General features: G+C 66.3%; 17 protein-coding genes. 6 read left to right on the top strand and 11 right to left on the bottom strand.

Annotation, left to right across the window (positions count from 1 at the left end):
• The first annotated feature begins 99 nt into the window (after window positions 1-99).
• Complete coding sequence (locus RQI28_RS15610; protein ID WP_311223578.1) at window positions 100-924, top strand: BPSS1780 family membrane protein; 825 nt, start codon at window positions 100-102, stop codon at window positions 922-924.
• Between the two features lie 82 nt (window positions 925-1,006).
• Here the strand turns inward: RQI28_RS15610 and RQI28_RS15615 are convergent, their stop codons facing one another.
• A complete protein-coding gene (locus tag RQI28_RS15615; RefSeq protein WP_311223579.1) occupies window positions 1,007-3,199 on the bottom strand; it encodes a PhoX family phosphatase in 2,193 nt (730 codons plus the stop codon).
• A 372-nt stretch (window positions 3,200-3,571) separates the two neighbouring features.
• On the opposite strand from RQI28_RS15615, the gene RQI28_RS15620 reads away from it, so the two are divergent.
• Genes RQI28_RS15620 through RQI28_RS15635 form a run of 4 tightly spaced genes read left to right on the top strand, consistent with a single transcriptional unit; the run spans window position 3,572 to window position 8,537 of the window.
• The gene (locus RQI28_RS15620; RefSeq protein WP_311223580.1) at window positions 3,572-4,777 is read left to right on the top strand and encodes an imelysin family protein; all 1,206 of its coding nucleotides are present in this window, start codon (window positions 3,572-3,574) and stop codon (window positions 4,775-4,777) included.
• Between the two features lie 13 nt (window positions 4,778-4,790).
• Window positions 4,791-6,257 carry a di-heme oxidoredictase family protein gene (locus tag RQI28_RS15625; RefSeq protein WP_404976914.1) on the top strand — a complete coding sequence of 489 codons (1,467 nt, stop codon included), beginning with the start codon at window positions 4,791-4,793 and terminating at the stop codon, window positions 6,255-6,257.
• Entirely contained in the window at window positions 6,254-7,369 is a 1,116-nt protein-coding gene (locus RQI28_RS15630; protein ID WP_311223582.1) for an imelysin family protein, read from the top strand. Before RQI28_RS15625 ends, RQI28_RS15630 begins: the two co-directional genes overlap by 4 nt.
• Before the next feature lies 1 nt (window position 7,370).
• Window positions 7,371-8,537 (top strand): DUF1513 domain-containing protein, encoded by a 1,167-nt coding sequence (locus RQI28_RS15635; protein WP_311223583.1) that lies wholly within the window; start codon window positions 7,371-7,373, stop codon window positions 8,535-8,537.
• A 27-nt stretch (window positions 8,538-8,564) separates the two neighbouring features.
• Here the strand turns inward: RQI28_RS15635 and RQI28_RS15640 are convergent, their stop codons facing one another.
• The 9 genes from RQI28_RS15640 to RQI28_RS15680 form a co-directional block, all read right to left on the bottom strand.
• Entirely contained in the window at window positions 8,565-8,810 is a 246-nt protein-coding gene (locus RQI28_RS15640) for a zinc ribbon domain-containing protein (RefSeq protein ID WP_311223584.1), read from the bottom strand.
• Window position 8,811: 1 nt separating this feature from the next.
• On the bottom strand, window positions 8,812-9,522 hold the full coding sequence (locus RQI28_RS15645) for an OmpA family protein (protein ID WP_311223585.1): 711 nt from the start codon (window positions 9,520-9,522) through the stop codon (window positions 8,812-8,814).
• 11 nt (window positions 9,523-9,533) lie between these two features.
• Complete coding sequence (locus RQI28_RS15650) at window positions 9,534-10,190, bottom strand: hypothetical protein (protein ID WP_311223586.1); 657 nt, start codon at window positions 10,188-10,190, stop codon at window positions 9,534-9,536.
• A gap of 39 nt (window positions 10,191-10,229) precedes the next feature.
• On the bottom strand, window positions 10,230-10,691 hold the full coding sequence (locus tag RQI28_RS15655; RefSeq protein WP_311230438.1) for a hypothetical protein: 462 nt from the start codon (window positions 10,689-10,691) through the stop codon (window positions 10,230-10,232).
• Window positions 10,688-11,542 carry a sel1 repeat family protein gene (locus RQI28_RS15660; RefSeq protein WP_311223588.1) on the bottom strand — a complete coding sequence of 285 codons (855 nt, stop codon included), beginning with the start codon at window positions 11,540-11,542 and terminating at the stop codon, window positions 10,688-10,690. Before RQI28_RS15660 ends, RQI28_RS15655 begins: the two co-directional genes overlap by 4 nt.
• The gene (locus RQI28_RS15665) at window positions 11,539-12,732 is read right to left on the bottom strand and encodes a hypothetical protein (RefSeq protein ID WP_311223589.1); all 1,194 of its coding nucleotides are present in this window, start codon (window positions 12,730-12,732) and stop codon (window positions 11,539-11,541) included. Before RQI28_RS15665 ends, RQI28_RS15660 begins: the two co-directional genes overlap by 4 nt.
• Before the next feature lie 101 nt (window positions 12,733-12,833).
• Window positions 12,834-13,289, bottom strand: a complete 456-nt coding sequence (locus RQI28_RS15670; RefSeq protein WP_311223590.1) for a hypothetical protein — start codon at window positions 13,287-13,289, stop codon at window positions 12,834-12,836.
• Window positions 13,290-13,332: 43 nt separating this feature from the next.
• Entirely contained in the window at window positions 13,333-16,905 is a 3,573-nt protein-coding gene (locus tag RQI28_RS15675; protein ID WP_311223591.1) for a hypothetical protein, read from the bottom strand.
• A 127-nt stretch (window positions 16,906-17,032) separates the two neighbouring features.
• Window positions 17,033-17,392, bottom strand: coding sequence for a hypothetical protein (locus RQI28_RS15680; protein WP_311223592.1), 360 nt, complete (start codon window positions 17,390-17,392; stop codon window positions 17,033-17,035).
• A gap of 386 nt (window positions 17,393-17,778) precedes the next feature.
• On the opposite strand from RQI28_RS15680, the gene RQI28_RS15685 reads away from it, so the two are divergent.
• Window positions 17,779-18,408, top strand: a complete 630-nt coding sequence (locus tag RQI28_RS15685; RefSeq protein WP_311223593.1) for a hypothetical protein — start codon at window positions 17,779-17,781, stop codon at window positions 18,406-18,408.
• 58 nt (window positions 18,409-18,466) lie between these two features.
• On the opposite strand, the gene RQI28_RS15690 is transcribed toward RQI28_RS15685, so the two are convergent.
• The gene (locus RQI28_RS15690; RefSeq protein ID WP_311223594.1) at window positions 18,467-20,932 is read right to left on the bottom strand and encodes a UvrD-helicase domain-containing protein; all 2,466 of its coding nucleotides are present in this window, start codon (window positions 20,930-20,932) and stop codon (window positions 18,467-18,469) included.
• Between the last annotated feature and the right edge of the window lie 20 nt (window positions 20,933-20,952).

Genomic DNA, 20,952 nt, shown 5'->3' on the forward strand with positions numbered 1-20,952 from the left:
TTGGCAATCCCGCGCGCCGGGCGCGTGGGGTAAATTCCCCGCACACGCGCGCTTCGGACATCCGCTCCGGCACCGCGCGCCGCACTCCACACACACCTCATGAAACTGCACATCGTTCCCGCACGCACGGGCCTGGAATGGGTTCGCCTCGGCATTCGCGTGTTCTGGCGCCAACCCATGGCGCTGGCGGCGCTGTTCTTTCTGACCATGGCCGTCATGTCGCTGGCCTCGCTGCTGCCACTGGTGGGGCCGGCCGTCGCGCTGGCGCTGCTGCCCTCGGCCACGCTGGCCATGATGGTGGCGGCGGCCGAAGCCACGCAGGGCCGCTTTCCCACGCCCGCGCTGCTGCTGGTGGCTTTTCGCACCGGCCAACACCGCCTGCGCGCCATGCTGACGCTGGGCGCTCTGTACGCGGTCGGCTTTCTCGCCGTGATGGGGCTGTCGGCCCTGGTGGACGATGGCCAGTTCGCCCGCGTGTACCTGGGCGGCGCACCGCTGACCCGCGAAGTGGCGCAGTCAGGCGACTTCCAGGCCGCCATGTGGCTGTCGCTGGCGCTGTACGTGCCGCTGTCGCTGCTGTTCTGGCATGCGCCTGGGCTGGTGCACTGGCACGGCGTGCCGCCGGTCAAGGCACTGTTCTTCAGCATCGTCGCCTGCCTGCGCAACTTCGGCGCCTTCACGGTGTACGGCCTGGCTTGGACCGGCGTGTTCCTGGGCGCGGGCATCGCCGTCAGCTTGCTGGTCACCCTGCTGGCGGTAGTGGGCCTGGGCACCGGCATTGCCGGGGGCATCATGGTGGGCACCGCGCTGATGCTGGCCGCCATGTTCTTCACTTCGGTGGTGTTCACCTTCCGCGACAGCTTTCAGCCGCCCGAAACTGCGCAACCGGCAGAACCGGCGGCGTCAGAGCCGCTGCCGGACTGACACCCGATCTGGCGCAACGTCAGCAACCATAAAAAAAGGGCGGCTATCAAGCCGCCCTTTTTCGTTCTGCATGCGCTGCAGGTCAGACGCCGACCAGTCCGCCGTCGTTGCGCGTGATGACCACGGTCGCCGAGCGCGGGCGCGACGTGCCGCCATCGGGCCAGTGGCTCTGGTACTTCGACGGGTCGCCGATGTCCGCGTCCTTCGTGTCTTCGCCCGGGTGCTGGATGTTGACGAACACCGCGCGACCGTCGCCCGACTCGGCGATGCCGGTGATCTCGCAGCCCTTCGGGCCGACCAGGAAGCGCTGCAGTTGCGTGTCCTTCTCGCCGGGCTTGGCGCCAGCGATGGTGTCCTGCGTGCGGGTGGTGGTGCCGCTCACGTTGGTGATGGTCTTCTTGGCACCATCGCCCACCTTGCCGGGTACGGCGGCCAGCAGCATGCAGTTGGTGACGTCGGTGTAAGCACCGTCATCGGTTTCCAGCCACGCCAGGCCGGGCGTCGCGTGGCTGAACCACAGGCCGTCGGGGCTGGAGAAGTCGTTGTCTGCGGTCAGGCCCGAGATGTTGATGTCGGCCGACGCCGTGGAGCGCGCGCCGAACAGGTACACGTCCCAGGCCAGCGTGGTGCCGGCATTGCCGCCACTGTCGGCAAACCGCACGATGTGGCCGTTGGGATTGCCGGTCTGCGCCGTCGTGCCCTTGGGGTCGTTGTAGAAGCGCGGGTTGGCGGCGTCGGTCTTGTCGATGGGTCGCGATGCGGCGTTGGTATTGGTCAACGTCACGTACACCTCGCCGGTCTTGGGGTTGACGGCGGTCCATTCGGGGCGGTCCATCTTGGTGGCGCCCACCACGTCGGCGGCCAGGCGAGCGTGGATCAGGACGTCGGCCTGGTCGGCAAACGCGTAGCCAGCGGCCGATGCGGTGATGCCGTTCTTGCCGAAGGCCAGCTCCACCCATTCACCCGTGCCGTCGGCCTTGAACTTGGCCACGTACAGCTTGCCGTCGTCCATGTACTTGTCGCCGGCAGCCAGGCCGCCGGTGGCGTCGGCCGCGTCCCAGTTCTTGTTGGACACGAACTTGTAGATGTACTCATTGCGGGCGTCGTCGCCCATGTACCAGACCAGCGGCTTGCCTGCCTCGACGGCGCCCAGACAGGCGCCTTCATGGCCGCAGCGCCCCAGCGCGGTGCGCTTCTTGGGCGTGCTGGTGGGGTTGAACGGGTCGATTTCCACCACCCAGCCGTAGGTGTTGTGGGCATTGCGGTAGTCGTTCACGGCCGCAGCGCCGGTCACATCGAGGTTCCAGCGGTCGTAGCTGTCCTGCTCGGTCGGGCTGGCCGCGCCTTTGGTGGTGGCCCAGAGGCCATAGAACGCCTGCGGGCCGACGCCGTAGCGCTTGATGGCGGCCAGCTCCTTGGCCGAACGCTTGGCGTCGTCCGTGGCGGCCGTGCGCGAGAAATAGCCGTACCAATTCTCTTCGCAGGTCAGGTAAGTGCCCCAAGGCGTGGTGCCGTTGGCGCAGTTGTTGACCGTGCCGCGGGTGGCGGTGCCGGCTGGCGAGAACCGGGTCTTGACGAAATCGGTGCCGCGCACAGGGCCGGACAGCTCCATGGGCGTCAGCGTGTGCACGCGGCGGTTGAAGCTGGAATCCTGCTTGTAGCTCCACTTGCCGTCGCTGCCCTTGACGGTCTCGATCACGCTCACGCCGTGCAGGTAGAACTCGCGCTGCACTTCGCTGGAGACCGTGCGCACGCCGCCCACGACCGTGCGGCCGGTAGGGTGCAGGAAGACGGGGGTGAGAGACTCATGGTTCATCACCAGCAGGCCACGGCTGCCGGCCTTGGCATCCCACCGGCCGGTGGCGTTGGCACCGAACCAGGTCATGCCGTCATGGTGGTCGCCCGCGCGGCGGTCGTAGGAGGCCGGGTCATCCGTGCCGTCGTTCTTGTAGGCCGCCACGTTGGCGGCGATGGGATCGCCCAGGCGATACAGCACGCTGGCGGTGTAGCCGGCAGGAACGATGACGGCATCAGCCAGGCTCTTGGCGATGGGGTTGAAGCTCAGCTTGACGGGCGTGGGAGCGGGCGCAGGTGCCGGGGCAGGATCATCACTGCCGCCGCCACAACCCGCCAGGGCGATGCTGCCCAGCATGGCACCGCCAGCCGTGGCAACGCTTCCGCGCAGCAGGTTACGGCGGTTCAGGCGGCCTTCAATCAGCGTGGAGAGCGACGGGTTGCTCGTGGTGTTGTAGCCGATGTCATCGGGATCGATCATGAAATCCTCGTGGGGTAGTTAGAGCAAACCGCCAGAGCGTAGAAGCGTGCGATGACGACACCATGAAGCTTTCATGACATTGCGGCGACAGTTCCAGGTGGTGTGCGACGCGGGTTATCCCTTGAATTTCTACCGAGAATGCGAGATGCAAATAAATCGCATTCATATAATCCACGCGTCACAGCCCAGGCATGGCGCCATTGCAATGGCACACCCGGACAACGGCCCCTCACCCTGGGGCTCGCACATCTCCACCCTTCTTGCATCGGCTTAGCGGTCTGCTCAGGCAACGACCGCCGAGAAGCCCGCTGCACCGCTCGGGGTGCAGTGTTGCGGGCTCGTCCCTTCGCCCTTGCATCAGGAGATCTGCGCATGCACACACCGTTCATCCACACCACCGCACTGGCCGCAGTGCTGACCATCGGAGCGCTGAGCGCAACGGCACATGCGCAGACTCTGCAAGCTGCCACTGCCGCCCCCGCAGCAGCAGCTATGACGGCGGGATCGGCAGCCGCCCACTACGCAGTGCTGGTGCATGCCAACTACGAAGACGCGCTGAATTCCGCCAAGCGCCTGCAGGCTGCCATCAAGGCCTTCACCGCCAAACCTTCTGCCGAAACGCTGGCCGAAGCCCGCAAGACCTGGCTGGCCGCACGTGAGTTCTACGGCCAGACCGAGGCCTTCCGTTTCTACGGCGGCCCCATCGACGACGAAAAGGGCCCTGAAGGCCAGCTCAACGCCTGGCCCATGGACGAGTCGTATGTGGACAGCGTCGAAGGCAAGCCCGATTCGGGCCTGATCAACAACCGCAAGTTCGTCATCAACAAGAAGAACCTGGCGGCGCAGAACGAACGCGGCGGCGAAGAGAACATCGCCACCGGCTGGCATGCCATCGAGTTCTTCCTGTGGGGCCAGGATCTGTCCGAAACCGGCCCGGGCAACCGCAGCTTCGAAGACTTCGTGGACGGCAAGAAGCCCAACGCCGATCGCCGCCGCCAGTACCTGAACGTGGTGACCGACCTGCTGATCGACGACCTGACCTTCCTGGTCAAGGCCTGGGATCCGAAAGCCAAGAACAACTACGGCGCGAAGTTCGCCAAGGGCGGGCAGGAATCGGTGCGCAAGATGCTGGTGGGCCTGGGCTCGCTGTCGCGGGGCGAACTCGCTGGCGAGCGGCTGGAAGTGGCGCTCAACAGTCAGGACCAGGAAGACGAGCATTCCTGCTTTTCTGACAACACACACCGCGATGCGGTCACGAATGCGCAGGGCATCCAGAACGTCTGGCTGGGCACTTACAAACGCGCCGACGGCAGCGTGGTGCAAGGCCCGTCGCTGCGTGCACTGGTCGCCGCGAAGAACCCCCAACTCGCCGATAAGACCACCGCGCAGATCGCCGCATCGGTCGCTGCGACCGAACGCATTCAGGCACCGTTTGATCGCGAGATCATCGGCGGCAACGACGCACCCGGCCGCCAGCGCATCCAGAAGGCCGTGAACAGCCTGACGCAACAGAGCAAGGACTTGGTCGAGGCGGCAAACGCCATCGGCATCACGCAGCTGACCCTGGTGCAGCCTTGATCTGATGTCATCGATGCGACGGAATTTTGCTTCTTCCCGGGCAGCCTTGCGGGGCCTTGTCGCAGCGGCGGCCGGGCTTGCCGCAGCGACGGGGCTGGTGGCCAGCGGGAACCCCGATCCGCTGGGCGAGAAGACCGGCGGCGATACGACCATCTTCGCCACCGGCCGCAACGCATTTTCATTTCCGGCCGCCAATCTGGAGGATGCAGAACGCACGCGCTTCGTCATCGGCAATTCGTTCTTCCGGCGCAACTGGGTGGAAACCGGCGGCTCGACCACGGCGCGCGATGGCCTGGGGCCGCACTTCATCGCGCGCTCCTGCGGTGGCTGCCACATCCAGGACGGCCGTGGCGAGCCGCCAGCCATCTTCAACCGCCTGGGCGAAACACGCGATCCGCTGGTGTCGCTGTTGATTCGCCTGTCCATTCCGGGTACCGACCCGCATGGCGGGCCCAACCCCGAACCGGTCTACGGCGACCAGCTCAATACTGCCGCCGTGCACGGCGTGAAACCGGAAGGCACGGCCACGCTGCGCTACGACACGATTCGCGGCAAGTTTGCCGACGGCACGCCTTACTCGCTGCTCAAGCCCCACTACGGCGTGCGTGACCTGGGCTATGGCCCGTTGCATGCCGAGACAATGTTAAGCCCGCGCATCGCGCCGCAGATCATCGGCGTCGGGCTGCTCGAAGCCATCGCCGAAGCCGACATCCTGGCCAACGCTGCAAGCCAGGCCGCCTCGCCCGGTCCGATCAAGGGCATGCCCAACCGCGTGTGGGATGCGCCTTCGGGCCGCACCCTGCTGGGACGCTTCGGCTGGAAAGCCAACGTCGCCACCATCGCGCACCAGACGGGCGGCGCCTTCGTCGGCGACATGGGCATCACCTCGCGCCACTTCCCCAGCGAAGCCTGCACCACCACGCAGGCCGACTGCGGCGCCTCGCCCAGCGGCGTGAGTGCGAGCGCACGCGGGCAAAAGGGTGTGGAGATCGACGACAAGACCTTCGACGACGTGGTTTTCTACCAGGCCACGCTGGCGCCACCCGGGCGCCGCAACGTGAACGACACCCAGGTGCTCCGCGGCCAGGCGCTCTTTGCCCAGGCCCAATGCGCGACATGCCACCGGCCAAGCTATGTCACCAAGGATGGCCCCTTCCCGCGCCTGACGAGCAAGGCACTGTCGGGGCAGCGCATCTGGCCCTACACCGACATGCTGCTGCACGACATGGGCGGAGGCCTGGCCGACGGCCGCCCCGACTTTCTGGCCAGCGGCCAGCAATGGCGCACGCCACCGCTCTGGGGCATCGGCCTCATCAAGGACGTCAACGGCCACACCCGGTTGCTGCACGATGGCCGGGCACGCGGCGTGCTGGAGGCTGTTCTGTGGCACGGCGGCGAAGCCGAAGACGCCAAGAAGAACGTGTTGAAGATGAACAAGGCGGACCGCGATGCGCTGGTTCGATTCGTGGAATCGCTATGAAAACCCTGTCTCTCACCACTCCACGCCGGCACGCCCTGCTGGGCGTCTGCCTGACGCTGGCGAGCACCCTCGCCAGCGTGGAAGTTACCCATGCCCAGACCGGCTGGCGTGTGCAGGCCGTGCCTTTCTACGACACCACCCACGCCTTGCAGAGCCTGTACGGGCACTGGGGTGCGCCGCGCGCAGCCGCCTTCGCCACCGCGTCGCAGGCGCTGCCCGTGGCCTTGCGCGCGCTGTGCGCAGCGCCGGCCGCGCAACGCGACGCCGCGCTCACGGGCGCTCGCGCCGCCTGGACCGACACCATGCTGGCGTGGGAGCACCTCTCGGGCGCCTCGGTCGGCCCGGTGATCGCGCGGCGCTCGCAAAGGCAGATCGACTTCGCGCCCACGCGGCCCAACCTGATCGAGCGGGCCATCAAGACGCAGCCGCAGGGCGCCAGCGCCTTCGAGCGCGTTGGCACGCCCGCCAAGGGCCTGCCCGCGCTGGAATGGCTGCTGTGGACCCAACCCGCAGCGCCGGCCACCCCCGCATGCAGCTACGCGGTGGAGGTCGCGCTGGATGTGGAGCGCGAAGCCGTGGCATTGCGCGCGGCCTTCGAAACTGCTGCCCGTACCGATTGGGCGGCAGAGGACGAGCAGGAGCGTTCAACCCAGGCCATGGCCGAGTTCATCAACCAATGGGTGGGTGGTATAGAGCGCCTGCGCTGGGCGCACATGGAAAAGCCGCTGCGCGCCGCGCAGGGCACACGCGCGCCGGAGTATCCCCGCGCCGCCAGCGGCCAGACATCGGCCGCCTGGAAGGCCGAATGGCAGGCCCTGCGCACACTGGCCGTGCTGCCCGCCGATGCCCCCCCGCCTGCGCCGGGCCAGGCGCTGGTGCCGCTGGAAACCTATCTGCGCGGCCGGGGCCTGAACCCTCTGGCAGACCGCCTGCTGAAGGCGACCCAGACGGTGGACACGGCCTTCGCCGCGCTCGACCAGGCCCGTGGCAACAACGGCCCGCAGGTGCAACAGACCGCGCGTGAACTGGCGGCCCTCAAGCGCCTGGCCGAGGCGGAGATCGCGCCGGCGCTGGAAGTGAGCATCGGTTTTTCGGACGCGGATGGTGACTGACATGCGCCTGCCCCACGCACGGCCCGCAGCCTTGTCGCGTAGGTCGGCGCTGCAATGGCTGGGCCTGCTTGGCTTGTCGTGCCATGCGGTGGCGTTGGCAAAACCAGCTGCTTCAGGGCCCAGACTGGTGGCGGCATGGCAGCAGGCCGATGGCGGCTACCGCATCGGCCTGCTTTCTGTGGGCGGCACCGCAGGCGCGCCGTTGCAGGTGCTGCACGCGCTGGAAGTGCCCACCCGGGCCCATGGCGTGCACGCGCTTCGCGACGGCAGCATCGTCGCCACGGCGCGCCGCCCGGGCGACTGGCTGGTGCAGTGGAACCCCGCCGCCGCCGCGCCGCCGCAGTGGCACTGGGTGGACCCCACCCGCTCCTTCAACGGCCATGTGATCGCATCGACCGATGGCCGCTCGCTCTACACCACCGAAACCGACATCGACACCGGGGCGAGCCTGGTCGCGCGGCGCGACGCGCGCAGCCTGGAAACCCTGGCCGAATGGCCGACCCACGGCATCGACGCGCACGAACTGCTGTGGGCGCCCGTCGCGGCACAAGGTCAAAGCAAAACCGCTGCGCCCCAGTTGATCGTCGCGAATGGCGGCGTTCCCACCGCACCGGAGACCGGCCGCGTCAAGCGCGATCTGCACACCATGGACTCCTCCATCGTGCAACTGGATGGCACCACCGGCGCGCTGCGCGGGCAATGGCGCCTGGCCGACCAGCGCCTGAGCCTGCGGCACCTGGCCTGGGATGCCCAGGGCTCGACGCTCGGCATCGCACTGCAGGCCGAACACGACGAAGCCACCGCACGCGCCGCCGCGCCCGTACTCGCGCTCTTCGATGGCAAGCAACTGCGCCTGGCGCAGGCGCCGCAAGCCTCGCAGGCTGCCTTGCGCGGCTACGGCGGCAGCATCGCTGCGGCGCCTGATGGCTGGGCGGTCAGCTGTCCAAGGGCGGGCGGCATCGCGACCTTCACGCCCGAAGGCGCGTGGCGCGGGCTGGTCGATCTGCCTGAAGTCTGCGCGCTGGCCCACGCCGAACGGCAACTGTGGGCAGCCGGGCTCGACCATTCACTGCGAGATGCATTGGGTCGGTCGCCTGAACAGCACCCGCACACCCTGGCACTGGCAGGCGCGCGCATGGACAATCATTGGGCCGTTGCTGCGTCTTGACGTACGCGGGCAGCAGCGGACGACGGTTCACTTTTTCGTGAACATGAAGTAACCCAGCACCAGCGCGCCTAGCCCGAAGACGAGCCGCGCGATCCACGGCGCGATCATCCAGGCGCCGAACATCGCCGCAATGCGGCCCCACACGCTCGGCGATTCCCAGGCCGGTTGCTTCTCATTAGAAACACCCGCCTTCAACGGGTAGCCGCAACCGGGGCATGCAGGCGCATGCGACGACACTTCGCGCGAGCATTCGGGGCAACGGATCAATGCCATGTCAATTCCTTGGTGATGAGTGCCCGGTGCCAGCGGGCAGCGCGCCAATCAGTATCTGCACCCGGCGGTTGAGCTGACGGCCCTGCGGGTCATCGCGCCCATCCGGCGTGGCGTTGGGCGCAATGGGCTCGCGCTCACCGCTGCCGCGCGCTTGCGGCAGGCGCGTGGTGCGTTGCTGCAATGCCTGCGCCACGGTGTCGGCGCGGCGTTGCGACAACTCGTCGTTGTACGCGTCGGTGCCTTTGCTGTCGGTATGGCCGACGACGGTGAGCGGCGCTTGCGGATAGCTCTTGACGAGTTCGGCAGCCTTGTCCAGCGGCGCTGCCGCGTCGGGCCGCAAGCTGGCCTTGTCGAAATCGAACAGCACGTCTGCGGGCAGGTCGACCGATATAGCCTGCTGCGGCGTCGGCTGCGCTTTCAGCTCCAGCAGCAACGCGCGGGTCTGCTCCAGCCGCGCTGGTGGCACCTCCGCCTCGCGCAGCATCGTTACCGGCCCTGCCTGGGGCTGCAGTTGCGTGGCCGGGCCTTGTGGCGCCAGTGACCCAGTGACGTTCTGTGCATGCAATTGCGTGCTGGGGGCGTCGTTCACGGCGCGAAGCTGCGTCGATACCTGCGCCAGCGGCCGGCCACTGCGGTCCACGATGAAGCCTTGGGCCGCAACGGCAGCGCAAGCGCCACCCGCCAGCAACGCGCCCGCCATGCGTAGCCACATTGCGCCCTGCATCAACCGCCCTGCAACGGAAGGTCGATGGAGAAACCTGGCGACACGATGTTGTCGCCCTTGGCGCCGTCATTGAAGACCAGTTTCAGCTGCCGGGCGGTGGGCGCCACGCTGCCCAGGAACACCAGCTGGCCGTTAAGCGTTTCACCTTCTCGAATGGTGATGTCGCGATTGGTGTCAGGGCGTTTGATGTGCAACTTGGCCCCCGATTCGTCCTGCAGATAGGTGTCAGCCAAGGCGAGCATGGTCGAGTCGGTGATGCGGTTGGCAAAGGAAATGCTCACGTCCAGCACGGTGGCATCACCGCCGATTTCCACGCTCTTCACACGCACCGTCACGCCCGCTGGCGCGACCCCCTGCACTCCGAGCGGCAGTTTGCGGGGCGCGCTGGCTTGCGCAGGCGCCACGGCCGTGGCGGGCGCTGCCGCGAGGGCTGGCGCAGCAGGAGCGGCAGCAACCGCCGGAGCCGCTGGCGTTTGCGGTGCTGCGGGCGTTGCTGGTGTTGCAGGCACGGCTGCCACAGGCGCAGCCGGTGCTGCTGCAGTGCTTGCCTGATCCTTGCAGGCCGCCAAGCCAAGCGCCAGCGTAGCAAGTGCCAGCACTGCTGCGCGCTGGGGGACAGCAAAACTGCGAGAGCGCTGCATGGTGGAAGTTGTCATTCCCTGTGCCTTTCAATTGTTATGAGGTGGCGCGCGACGTCAGCGCACGCGAATACTGTTGACTTGCGTGTCGTGCGGGCGCGCTGGTGCGGCCTTGTTCGTTTTGCCTTCGTTCGTAGGACAGGGCTGCACGTTGACATCGCTGCTGTTGCGGCCTTGCACGATCACCGTGCGGCCCTCAAGGCGCTGCGCGTTCACGTCGATGGAATTCACCGCTGTGTTGGCCGGCCCACAACCCACCTGGGTCGCCGTATTGCCGGTGACTTCCAGCCTGTTGCCGTTGACCTCGCGTGGAGTTTGCCGACCTGGAACTGGTGCTGACGCAGCGGGTTGTGATGGCTTGGCCGCACGCTCGCTCTGGCCTGTCGTTCCGGTAGAACCTACCGGTCCGATCGGTCCCGAAGGCCCGATCTGGGCCTGTGCAGTCGAATGCAATGCGCACACCGCGATCAGACGCAGGAGCACGCGCGGGGCAACGCGAATCGGAACAACGTTCATCATGGCAAAGGAGTTCCCGGCAGACGGCTGCCGGGCAGTGGCGCGGCGCCTGCAGGGGCCGAGGGCGTGGTGGCCGATGGAGCCAAGGTCGAGGGCATCGCGTTCGGCGTGCCTGGCAGCGTGCCTGCTGCAGAAGGCACGGTCAGCGAAGGTGCCGGCAGACCGGCACCAGTTGCATTGCCCGACTGCCTTTGCCGAACCTGCGCCTCTAGTTCTTGCGAAAAACGCTCTGCCAATGCAACCTCTTCCGCCGCCATCTGCCCACCCAGTTCGGTGATCACGCGGGTGGCCTCCGATGCGGCCGCCATGCCCGGGCTGCCCAGGCGCTCAGCCAGCCGGGCGTAACCCAGCGCCTTCACTCGATCCTGCGGCAAGCCGCCGCGGCCCTGGCGGTTCATTTCGGACAGCTGCTGCATGGCGCGCGGGTCGCCCCGCACCGCAGCCAGCAGGTACCAGCGATAGGCCTGGCTGATGTCCGCGATGCCCGAGCGCTGGTTCTGATACGCGTCCCCCACGAACGACAGCAGCTGCGGGTTCTGCGTCGTTAAGGCTTCCTGCTTGAGCCGTTCGAGTTCGTTGCGGTAGATCGGCCCCTGGCAACCCAACCCGGCCACGCCCTTTTCGATGGACTGGTTGCACGACTCCACGAAGCGGGCACCTTCCCCTGCTGCGGGCGTCCCACGTACCGTCGATGTGGCCGCGGCAGCGGTTGCCGGGGCGGCGGGCGCTGGAGAGGGCGCGGCAGCGGACGACCCGACCGCACCACTCGACTGTGCCCAGGCGATACCTGCAACCGACAGGCCTGCGGCGCACAAGCCCGTGCGCATCCAGCGGCTCGCACTACACGTTCTCATGTGCCTGCCTTTGCCACGCCTTTCGCCACGGTGGCGGGTGGCGTCTGGGCTGCCGGCGCGGCGCTGCCCACCGGCACCACAGCCGCAGCGGGCTGCGTGGCCCGCGCTTCCCACGACATGGGCACGTTGAAGAACAGCGGCTCGAAGCCTTCCCACTTCAGCACGTCCACCTCGCCCTTGTCGGCAAAGCGTTCGGAATAGACCTTCTGCAAAGCGGTTCTGGTTGGGTCATCCAGTTTCTGAGTCACCTGTACCGGCTCGCCATACTTGCGCAGCATCACCTGGATCAGACCGAGCTTCAACTCGGGCGTCAAACCTGTGAAGGCCGCGCGCATGTTTTCGATCACCACCGGGTCGGGCGTGCCGCCGGGAATGCAACGCCAGTAAGGGGTGTTCGTGGCCTTGCCCACCAGCTCAAGCACGCTCAAGTCCACCAGAGTGCGGATCGCGGAATGGCGGCCCTGCAGATACTTGCCTTCCATCTTGAAGCCGAATGCATCGCCGTAAAAGCCCAGGCTGGCGTTGTCTTCCGAGCTGAAGTTCAGCACCTTGACCACATTGGACGACTGGATGCGCGGCACCATCTGCTGCGTGGAAAAGCTCACCAGATTCAGATCGAGTGCCAAGGCCGAGAAGATGGCCGTGCGCTTGACGTCAGCACCCAGCGTGACCTTGCCATTGCCGCCACCGAACTCCACGCCTGCCGAGTTCACGCGCCCTGCACCGGCAATGGCGCGGTCGAATTCGGTCAATGCGCCCGTGATCAGAAAGTCAGGCATGGTCACGCCGAACTTCGCGCCCAGCTGCGCCTGGGCAACCAGATAGTCAGGGTGATAGGGCACGTACACCACGCGTGCACCAATGCGGTTGACCGCTGTACGGACCATCTCGGTGATGTCGCCCGGAATCTCTGCGCCCGCCAAGGGGCTCGACAGGTTGGTGGCATCCAGAATGCTGCGCGTCTGCATGTAGATGATGGGATCGCCATCCTTGTACACGTCAAGCATGTTGCCGAACCGCCCCAGGGCCAGTGAGTAGGAACTCAGGTTGGTGACGGGAAGCAGTTTTTCTGCGTCGCGCTCGGCCATCAGCTTGGATGCGTCGCTGAGCGCGTTTTCCGTGGTGGCACACCCGCTCAGCAGAGCCAGCGCCACCAGCGCGCCTCCCCACCGCATGGTTTTCTTGATCATGATTGTTCGCTATGTCGTTGATGGGATTGCGCCGGCGGGTCTGAGACTCGCGACAGCGCTGGCGCAGCCTCTTCTTCTGCACGCCTGGGAAAGCAAGCCGTTCACCGGCCGGAGTTGATCACGGTGATGTTCTCAACGCCGCGGCCCTCGACGAACAGCGTCACGTTGCCGTTGACCGGGCCCTGGATGACCGGGCTGGCGATGCGCAACGTGCCATCGGCACCCCGCTGAACGTCCGAATACGTCGATCGGATCACGATGTTCTTCTGATCGTCCGGAAGCTTGAGCGTCCCGTCCGGCTGTACCAGCGCGCTTTGCTCCACCAGGGAGTTCTGTGCGATGGCGCGGTTGACGCGCGCCTTGGAACTGACCGATGGATAGACGTTGTCCTGCAGTTTCACGCCGCTCTGGTTCACGTCCTTGTAGTTACTCAATTGCTCGTTGTAGTTCACCAGTTGGGCCTGCGCGCCCACCGCGCAGCAAGCCACTGCCAGCGTGCACCCATAGCGCGCCCACCATCCGCTCGCACGGAGGCCTCTCGATACCGTCTTTTTCATAGGACTGACTCCTCGTTCGACAAACAATGACCCGCTTTTGCCACTACATGCTCAGCAGGTTGACTGCAGGCAAAACAGTGACCGACTGGTTTATCACGCCCGATGAAGGCACCGTGTAGGTGTACCCGGGATTCGCCGCGTAGGCCGCATTCCCGGCCACACCGGCAGCTCCCGTGATGGCGCCACCGATGTTGCGTACGCTGCCAGAGGTCATTCCGGCTGCAGCGGCCGACGTGTTGCCCACGATGGCCACCGTGCCGGTGACGATGCCCTGGTTGATGAGCGAGTTGGAGACACCGCCCGCGAAAGCCCGCCCCCGGTTGCCAGCAATCAGCACGTTGCCTGTCAGCACACCCTGGTTGACGACCGAGTTGACGGTGCCGCCCATCGTCGTGCTGCCGTCGTTGCCTGCAATCACCACCCGACCTGTCAGTTTGCCGCGGTTGTCCACGCTGTTGACCGTGCCGCCGCCCTGGGCACTGCCCCGGTTGCCCATGATGGCGATGTTCGCACCGGTGATGCTGCCGCGGTTGCGCACGCTGTTGACCACGCCGGATCCGTTGACTTGTGCGGTGTTGCCCGCGATGACGATCTGGCTTGCGCCCAGCGAGCCGCTGTTGTCCACGCTGTTGGCCGTGCCGCCACCGCGCACCGAGGCCTGGTTGCCCAGAATGGTGATGTTCGAGCCGGTGATCGAGCCACCGTTGGAGACGCTATTGGCCGTGCCGCGGGTGGCAGAACCGGAATTGCCCATCACCGTGATCTGGCTGCCCGACAGCCGTCCATCGCCCGTCACGCTGTTGATGACGCCACCGCCGTCGGCGCGCCCCTGATTGCCCAGCACCGTGATGCTGCCGCCCTGCACGCTCCCCGCCACGTCCACGCTGTTGGCCACGCCTCCGTTCGACGCGCCCTGGTTGCCCGCCACGGTGACCGACGCACCCTGGACACGCCCTCGCTTTTGCACCCGCACGCTGTTGGACAGCGCCTCTTCGCCGCCGGACTTCGCCCCGCCCTGGTTGCCCGCCACCGTCACGGCAGCCGACTGCAGGGCGCCCTCGGTCAATACGCTGTTGGCCAGAGCCGCCTGGCCGTTCTCTGCCCGCACGGCACCGGCGGTGTTGCCCGTGATGGCCACCTGCACTGCACGCACATCGCCCGCGCCCTGCGCGAAGCTGTTGGCGGCAGCCAGTCCGTCGACGGCCGTCACGCTACCCGCCGTGTTGCCCGCCAACTGGATGCTGCCCGCCTGCAGGCGGGACAGCACCTGCACCGCGTTGGCATTGGCCTGTCCGACACCCTTGCCGAAGGCGGCGAACCCGGCCACCGTGCCCTCGCGCCCTTCGCTGCGCACGCTCGCCGCCGTATTGGCGGCAATCACCACCGACGAGTCGTTCACCTGCCCACTTGCGTTGACCGACAAGGCGTTGGCATTGACGCGGCCACCCTGCGCCTGCAACTGCCTTGCTGTGTTGCCCGCCAACACGGCACTGCTGCGCGACAGCCCCACGGCGCCCGAGCCGTCCAGATAGACCGAGTTCGCCGCCAGCACCCCATTGCTGCTGGAGCCCAGGCCCAGCACCTGGGAAGAGCCACCCTCCGCCCTCACGCCATCGGCCGTATTGCCTGCCAGCACTACGCTGCCCCCGCGAACGGATGCCTGACGGTAGGCGGCCAGCGTGTTGACCAGCGCAGTGCCTCCTGCTGCGTGCACGTTGAGCGCCGTGTTGCCCGCAATGCTCCAGCTCGCCGCACGGTCGATCAGGGCTCCGTCATGCAGCAGCAGCGCATTGGCCGCCGCACGCGCGCGCGCTTCGCTCGATACTGCTCCCGCAGCGCCCGACACGGCACCGCCTTCGGTGGTGATGCCGGCCGCGGTGTTGCCCGCGACCAGGCCCGCAGCAGACAGCTGCGACGCCCGGCCGCCGCCGTTTTCCAGAGCCACGCTGTTGGCCACCAAGCTGCCGCCACGCGCGGACAGGCGGGTGGCCTCGTTGCCCGCCACCGTCACGCCCGATGCGTCCAGTTGCGAGCCGGTCACCGCGATGGCGTTAGCCAGTGCCGCCGACTGCTGAGAAGCCGAGAACAGCAGACCAGCGCCCGCAGAGGCGGCAAAGCCGGTCGAGCGCACATCGCGCGCCGTATTGCCCGCCACCGTGATCGCCGTGCGCTGAGCCCGGCCTTCGCTCAACAGCACGGCGTTGGCGGCCGCCAGCCCGCCGCTGCCGGACACGTTGCGCGCCTCGTTACCCGCCAAGGTCAGCGGTGCCTGCTCCAGGGTGGACTGCCGGTCGGCCACCACGCCGTTGGCCACGGCCCGGCCATTGCGCTCGAAGCTGCCGACCACGCCACCGCCGACCTGGCCCGCCATCCCCGCCGTCTGCACTTGCGCTGCCGTGTTGCCGCTGATGGCAATCGTGGAGCCGCGCACGGTGGCGGCGTCCAGCCACAGGCTGTTGGCCGATGCGCCGCCGCCGGTGGCGGCCACGCCTCTGGCCACGTTCGATGCAATCAGGTGCGAAGGGTCTGCCTCCAGGCGGCCCCGGGTGATCGAGATGGAGTTGGCCAGCGCCGAGGCCGACACACGCACGTCTGCCAATGCGCCTTGCAGGATGGAGGCTTCTCCGCCCCAGGCCTGCACATCGCTCGCAGTATTTCCCGCCAACGTGGCCGTGTACCGACCGGCTCCGGAGCGGTGGTCGGTAAAACTCACCGAGTTCGCCAGCGCGCTGCCCCCGGTGGTGACCACGCCTGAGGCCTCGTTGTTCGTCTGGGTGATGCGCGTGCGCGCCAGCTCGCTGGACGCCATCGACACGGCATTGGCTGCGGCCACGCCCGTCAGGTTGAGTTCCGCGATGGTGCCGCGCCCCACACCGGCCGAGCCGCCGCCGGCCCGCACATCGCGCGCCCGGTTGCCGACCTGGGCAATGTCGGCATCGGTCAGCTGGCTGCGGGCTGCGGTAACCGTGTTGGCCAGCGCGGAACCACCGATCGATGTCACGTTCGCCGCCTCGTTGCCCGCCACCGTGAGCCGTGTCCCTCTGGCCTCTGTCGCATCCAGCAGCACGCTGTTGCCCGACGAGCGGCCGGGCAGTTGCAGCGAGCCCGTACCCAGCAGCAGCTTGCCATCCGCTCCGAAGGCAGCAATGTTCGACGCCCGATTGCCCGACACCGTGATCCGCGATGCCGTCAGCGGCTTGGAGCCTTCGCCGCTGGCGATCAGCGCCACGTTCGCCGTGGCGGCTCCGCCCAGCGCGTTGACGAAGCCCGTGACCTGGTTGCTCAGCACCTGCACGGCGGTTTGCCGCAACTGCATGCCTGCCAGGCCGGCCACATGGGCTTGCGCCGTGCCCACCAGATCCACCTGCATGCCTGCGTTGGCCAAGCCTGAACCCTTGATGCCGGTCGCCGCCACGCGGGCGTTGGAGCGGTTGCCCTGCACTCGCACCTCACTGTTGCCTTCGACCTGCGTGCCCGGGCTGTTCTCATGCCAGCCCAAGCCGCCCAGCATGGATTCCTGCGCACCGGCGGCCAGCGGTGCGACTGCCGTCACCCCCAGCAGGCAGGCCGCGGGCCAGGGAAAGTTCTTGCGGAAGGGGAGTTGGGACCGGTGCACAGGGCTCCTTCACGTAGTTTTTTTCTGGGGGTTCCGACCGCTCTGCCGTGGGCCTTGCCTGGCTGGGGTGCGAGGCACAGGCCCACGGCAGAACGCTGGCGCCTTGGCACGCCAGCGAACGGAGACGTCAGTTGATGTTGATGCTGTTGACGTTGGCAGTGCCGCCAATCGCCTTGATGTCCGTGGCTTCGTTACCGCTGATCGTGAGTTCGCTGTTGCGGATCTTCGAGCCGGTGATGTTGATGGTGTTGACGTTGGCCACGCCTTCCATTTCGAGCTCAGCGACCTTGACACCCACTTTGCCGCCGCCCGAAAGGACGTTCGTGGCCTTGTTGCCGCTCACGGTCAGCCGGCTGTTGGTGATTTCAGAACCGGCCGATCCACTGCCGGAAACCAACCCTGGAACGCTGATGCTGCCGTGCTGGGCGAAGGCCATGCCGCAGGTCATGGACAGGGTGGCGACGGCGGTGATTGCGATTTTGCGCATGAAGAAATCCTTTCAGATCGATGTGAATCAAAGCTGCGACCCGATGGGCCGGCCAGCGAATTCTTCTCGGACACACATACTTCAGCTGTAAATAAAAGTTTCTCCTCGGGCTGTAATAAAGCGCGTCGTCCTACAAAAATAAAGCCGGTATCTCAAGTTCGTGCCCTGAGAGAATCCACGAAAAATGAACCGTTCAGTGCTGATACAAAAATATGTGAACAAAGTTACACTCCACCCCCCTCGGAGGGGCAAAAGATTCTTTGTTAAGGCCCGAAAATATCATTCAGTTACTTTCAATATCATTAAGACACTTTAATCAACATTCAGAATCCAGAAGCCAAGCCGCGGAAAGTTATGGTTTCTGCCGATTAATTCACATCTCTGTCATGAAAAATCTGAACCCTGTTATGCCGCTCAATCGTCTGGTAATCGCCTGCGCATTAACCGCACTGCTGAGCGCCTGTTCACCAGGTAACCAAGGCTTTGATGGCGGCGGCGTCACCTACCCCTCCGACGCACAGATCACCAGCTCACTGCAGCAGCAATTCGCTGGCGACGCCAACAGCGCGTCGGCCCGCGAACTGGTCAAAACCTTGGGTGGAGAAAAGGGCGAGCTGCGCTACCGGATCCAGCGCGTGGTGTACCGGCAAGGGGCATTCGAAGCGCACTACGACGCGGTGCTGCACCTGGGCCAACCGGGCGCGCAAAGCCTCACCGCGCTGTACGCCAGCATGATTCCCGAATCGGACCGGTTGCAGTTGAAGGCGCAGACGCTGGACGCGTACGAGGCATGGCTGAAGCAGCAGGCCGCGAGTGTTGAGAAAAGCGCGCCCGACCAAGCCCGCGCGCTGACCCGCACGGTCGACGTGCTGGGCAAGTGCTACCGCGACGCGCCGGCAGGCACAGACGTGGTGGTCATGCAGGGGCTGGCCGCGCTGCTGTCCCCCGAGCGCAAAGGGCTGTACGCAGAAAAGCTGGCCTCCGACCGCGCCGCCATCCTGTGCCTGCCCACTTGATTGGCTGGCCAGGAATGGGCCGACCTGCGCAGGTCGGCCACCAAGGCTATCCCCAAGGTCAATCGACGATGGTCAACTTGGCCACGCTCAACGCCAGCCACTTGGTGCCGTGGCGCGGGAAGTTGACCTGCGCCCGCGCGTCGTCGCCGGTGCCTTCCAGCGCCAGCACCTTGCCCTCGCCGAACTTGGTGTGAAACACCGCCAGCCCCACGCGCAGGCCATGCGAGGGCGCCGCCTTCTGCGCAGGCACGGGCGGGCTGGCAAAGGTTTCAGATTTGAAGCCAAATCCGGCTCCAGCGCTTGACCCATAAGCGCTACCAGCTATAGATTTAGGAGCGTACGTGCCAAAGCCCTGCTGGCGCGGCGTGATCCACTTCAGCGCCGATTCGGGCAGTTCGTCGAAGAACCGGCTCTTGATGTTGTAGCGCGTCTGGCCGTGCAGCATGCGCGTCTGCGAGTGGCTGAGGTACAGGCGCTTGCGCGCCCGGGTGATGGCCACGTACATCAGGCGCCGCTCTTCTTCCAGCCCTTCGCGGTCATTCATCGAGTTCTCGTGCGGAAAGAGCCCCTCTTCCATGCCGCCGATGAACACGCCGTCGAACTCCAGCCCCTTGCTGGCATGCACCGTCATCAGCTGCACGGCGTCCTGCCCGGCCTGGGCCTGGTTGTCGCCTGCCTCCAGCGCGGCGTGGGTCAGGAAGGCGGCAAGCGGCGACAAGGTCTCGCCCGTGTCGGCGTCCACGATGCCGGCCACCGGAGGCAGCGGCTCGTCGGTCTGCGGCAGCGCCGGGTCCAACCCCTGGCTGGCGGGGCTTTGCGTCAGGCTCGGGCCGTGTTCGTCCACGGGCAGCGCGATGGCGTCGCGGCCAAAACCTTCCTGCGTGACGAAGCTCTCGGCCGCGTTGACCAACTCGTCCAGGTTCTCCAGCCGGTCGGCGCCTTCCTTTTCGTTGCGGTAATGCTCCCGCAGGCCGCTGCCTTCCAGAATCTGGCCGATGATGCCGCGCAGGTTCTGGCCTTGCGTCTGCTCGCGCATCACGTCGACCAGCGCGACGAAGGCACCCAGGTTGGCGCCGGCCTTGCCCGGCACGGCCGACACGGCGTCGTTCAGCGAGCAGCCCGCGCTGCGCGCCGCGTCCTGCAGCACCTCGATGCTGCGCGCGCCAATGCCGCGCGGCGGAAAGTTCACCACGCGCATGAAGCTGGTGTCGTCGTGCGGGTTCTCCAGCAGGCGCAAGTAAGCCAGTGCATGCTTGATTTCAGCCCGCTCGAAGAAACGCAGCCCGCCATACACGCGGTAGGGCACGCTGGCATTGAACAGCGCTGATTCGATCACCCGGCTTTGCGCATTGCTGCGGTAGAGCACGGCGATTTCCTTGCGCTCGAAGCCATCGGTGCGCACCAGTTGCTTGATCTCATCGACCATCCACTGCGCTTCGGCCAAGTCGGTGTTCGACTCGTATACGCGCACCGGCTCGCCCGGGCCTTGCGTGGTGCGCAGGTTTTTCCCCAGGCGCTTGGAGTTGTTGCTGATCAGCGCGTTGGCCGAATCGAGAATGTTGCTGTAGCTGCGGTAGTTCTGCTCCAGCTTGATCTGGCGCTGCACGTCGAACTCGCGCACGAAGTCGGCCATGTTGCCCACGCGCGCGCCACGAAAGGCATAAATGCTCTGGTCGTCGTCGCCCACGGCAATGACGCTGCCGCGCGGCTGAAAGCGCCCTTCCACCGTGTCGCCCGCCAGCTGCTTCAGCCAGGCGTACTGCAGCTTGTTGGTGTCCTGGAACTCGTCCACCAGGATGTGCGCAAAACGGCGCTGGTAGTGCTCGCGCACCGGGTCGTTGTCTCGCAGCAGCTCGAAGCTGCGCAGCATCAACTCGCCGAAATCGACCACGCCTTCGCGCTGGCACTGCTCTTCGTACAGCTGATACAGCTCGACCTTCTTGCGGGCATCGGCGTCGCGCGCCTCCACATCGCCCGGACGCAGGCCCTCTTCCTTGCAGCCGCTGATGAAGTACTGCACCTGCTTGGGGGGAAAGCGCTCCTCGTCAATGTTGAACTGCTTGCACAGCCGCTTGACGGCCGACAGCTGGTCTTGCGTGTCCAGAATCTGAAAGCCCTGAGGCAAGCCCGACAGCTTGTAGTGCGCGCGCAGCAGGCGGTTGCACAGGCCGTGGAAGGTGCCGATCCACATGCCGCGCACGCTCACCGGCAGCATGGCGGCCAGCCGCGCCGTCATCTCCTTGGCGGCCTTGTTGGTGAAAGTGACAGCCAGAATGCCGCCGGGCGTGGCGTAGCCGTTTTGCAGCAGCCAGGCGATGCGGGTGGTCAGCACACGGGTCTTGCCCGAGCCGGCCCCGGCCAGGATGAGCGCATGGCCGGCCGGCAGGGTGACGGCGGCCAGTTGCTCGTCGTTCAGGTTCTGCAGCAGGGGCGAAGTGGACGGGTCAACGCGATGCGCGGGGCCGGTATCGCCAGCGCCGAAAGGCGCTTCTGGCGCGCCGGAAAACAGGTCGTGTGGGAGCATGGCGCCATTGTAGGAAGCCG

This window comes from Acidovorax sp. WCS2018Noco2-16, from assembly GCF_031843945.1.
Taxonomy (GTDB): Bacteria; Pseudomonadota; Gammaproteobacteria; order Burkholderiales; family Burkholderiaceae_C; genus Paracidovorax.

What these genes read in the sequence shown, in the direction of transcription:
- RQI28_RS15625 (WP_404976914.1), top strand. Translation starts at nt 4,791, where the DNA reads ATGCGACGGAATTTTGCTTCTTCCCGGGCAGCCTTGCGGGGCCTTGTC.
- RQI28_RS15635 (WP_311223583.1), top strand. Translation starts at nt 7,371, where the DNA reads ATGCGCCTGCCCCACGCACGGCCCGCAGCCTTGTCGCGTAGGTCGGCG.
- RQI28_RS15615 (WP_311223579.1), bottom strand. Translation starts at nt 3,199, where the DNA reads ATGATCGATCCCGATGACATCGGCTACAACACCACGAGCAACCCGTCG.
- RQI28_RS15645 (WP_311223585.1), bottom strand. Translation starts at nt 9,522, where the DNA reads ATGTGGCTACGCATGGCGGGCGCGTTGCTGGCGGGTGGCGCTTGCGCT.
- RQI28_RS15630 (WP_311223582.1), top strand. Translation starts at nt 6,254, where the DNA reads ATGAAAACCCTGTCTCTCACCACTCCACGCCGGCACGCCCTGCTGGGC.
- RQI28_RS15660 (WP_311223588.1), bottom strand. Translation starts at nt 11,542, where the DNA reads ATGAGAACGTGTAGTGCGAGCCGCTGGATGCGCACGGGCTTGTGCGCC.
- RQI28_RS15610 (WP_311223578.1), top strand. Translation starts at nt 100, where the DNA reads ATGAAACTGCACATCGTTCCCGCACGCACGGGCCTGGAATGGGTTCGC.
- RQI28_RS15680 (WP_311223592.1), bottom strand. Translation starts at nt 17,392, where the DNA reads ATGCGCAAAATCGCAATCACCGCCGTCGCCACCCTGTCCATGACCTGC.
- RQI28_RS15670 (WP_311223590.1), bottom strand. Translation starts at nt 13,289, where the DNA reads ATGAAAAAGACGGTATCGAGAGGCCTCCGTGCGAGCGGATGGTGGGCG.
- RQI28_RS15640 (WP_311223584.1), bottom strand. Translation starts at nt 8,810, where the DNA reads ATGGCATTGATCCGTTGCCCCGAATGCTCGCGCGAAGTGTCGTCGCAT.
- RQI28_RS15655 (WP_311230438.1), bottom strand. Translation starts at nt 10,691, where the DNA reads ATGATGAACGTTGTTCCGATTCGCGTTGCCCCGCGCGTGCTCCTGCGT.
- RQI28_RS15665 (WP_311223589.1), bottom strand. Translation starts at nt 12,732, where the DNA reads ATGATCAAGAAAACCATGCGGTGGGGAGGCGCGCTGGTGGCGCTGGCT.
- RQI28_RS15650 (WP_311223586.1), bottom strand. Translation starts at nt 10,190, where the DNA reads ATGACAACTTCCACCATGCAGCGCTCTCGCAGTTTTGCTGTCCCCCAG.
- RQI28_RS15690 (WP_311223594.1), bottom strand. Translation starts at nt 20,932, where the DNA reads ATGCTCCCACACGACCTGTTTTCCGGCGCGCCAGAAGCGCCTTTCGGC.
- RQI28_RS15620 (WP_311223580.1), top strand. Translation starts at nt 3,572, where the DNA reads ATGCACACACCGTTCATCCACACCACCGCACTGGCCGCAGTGCTGACC.
- RQI28_RS15685 (WP_311223593.1), top strand. Translation starts at nt 17,779, where the DNA reads ATGAAAAATCTGAACCCTGTTATGCCGCTCAATCGTCTGGTAATCGCC.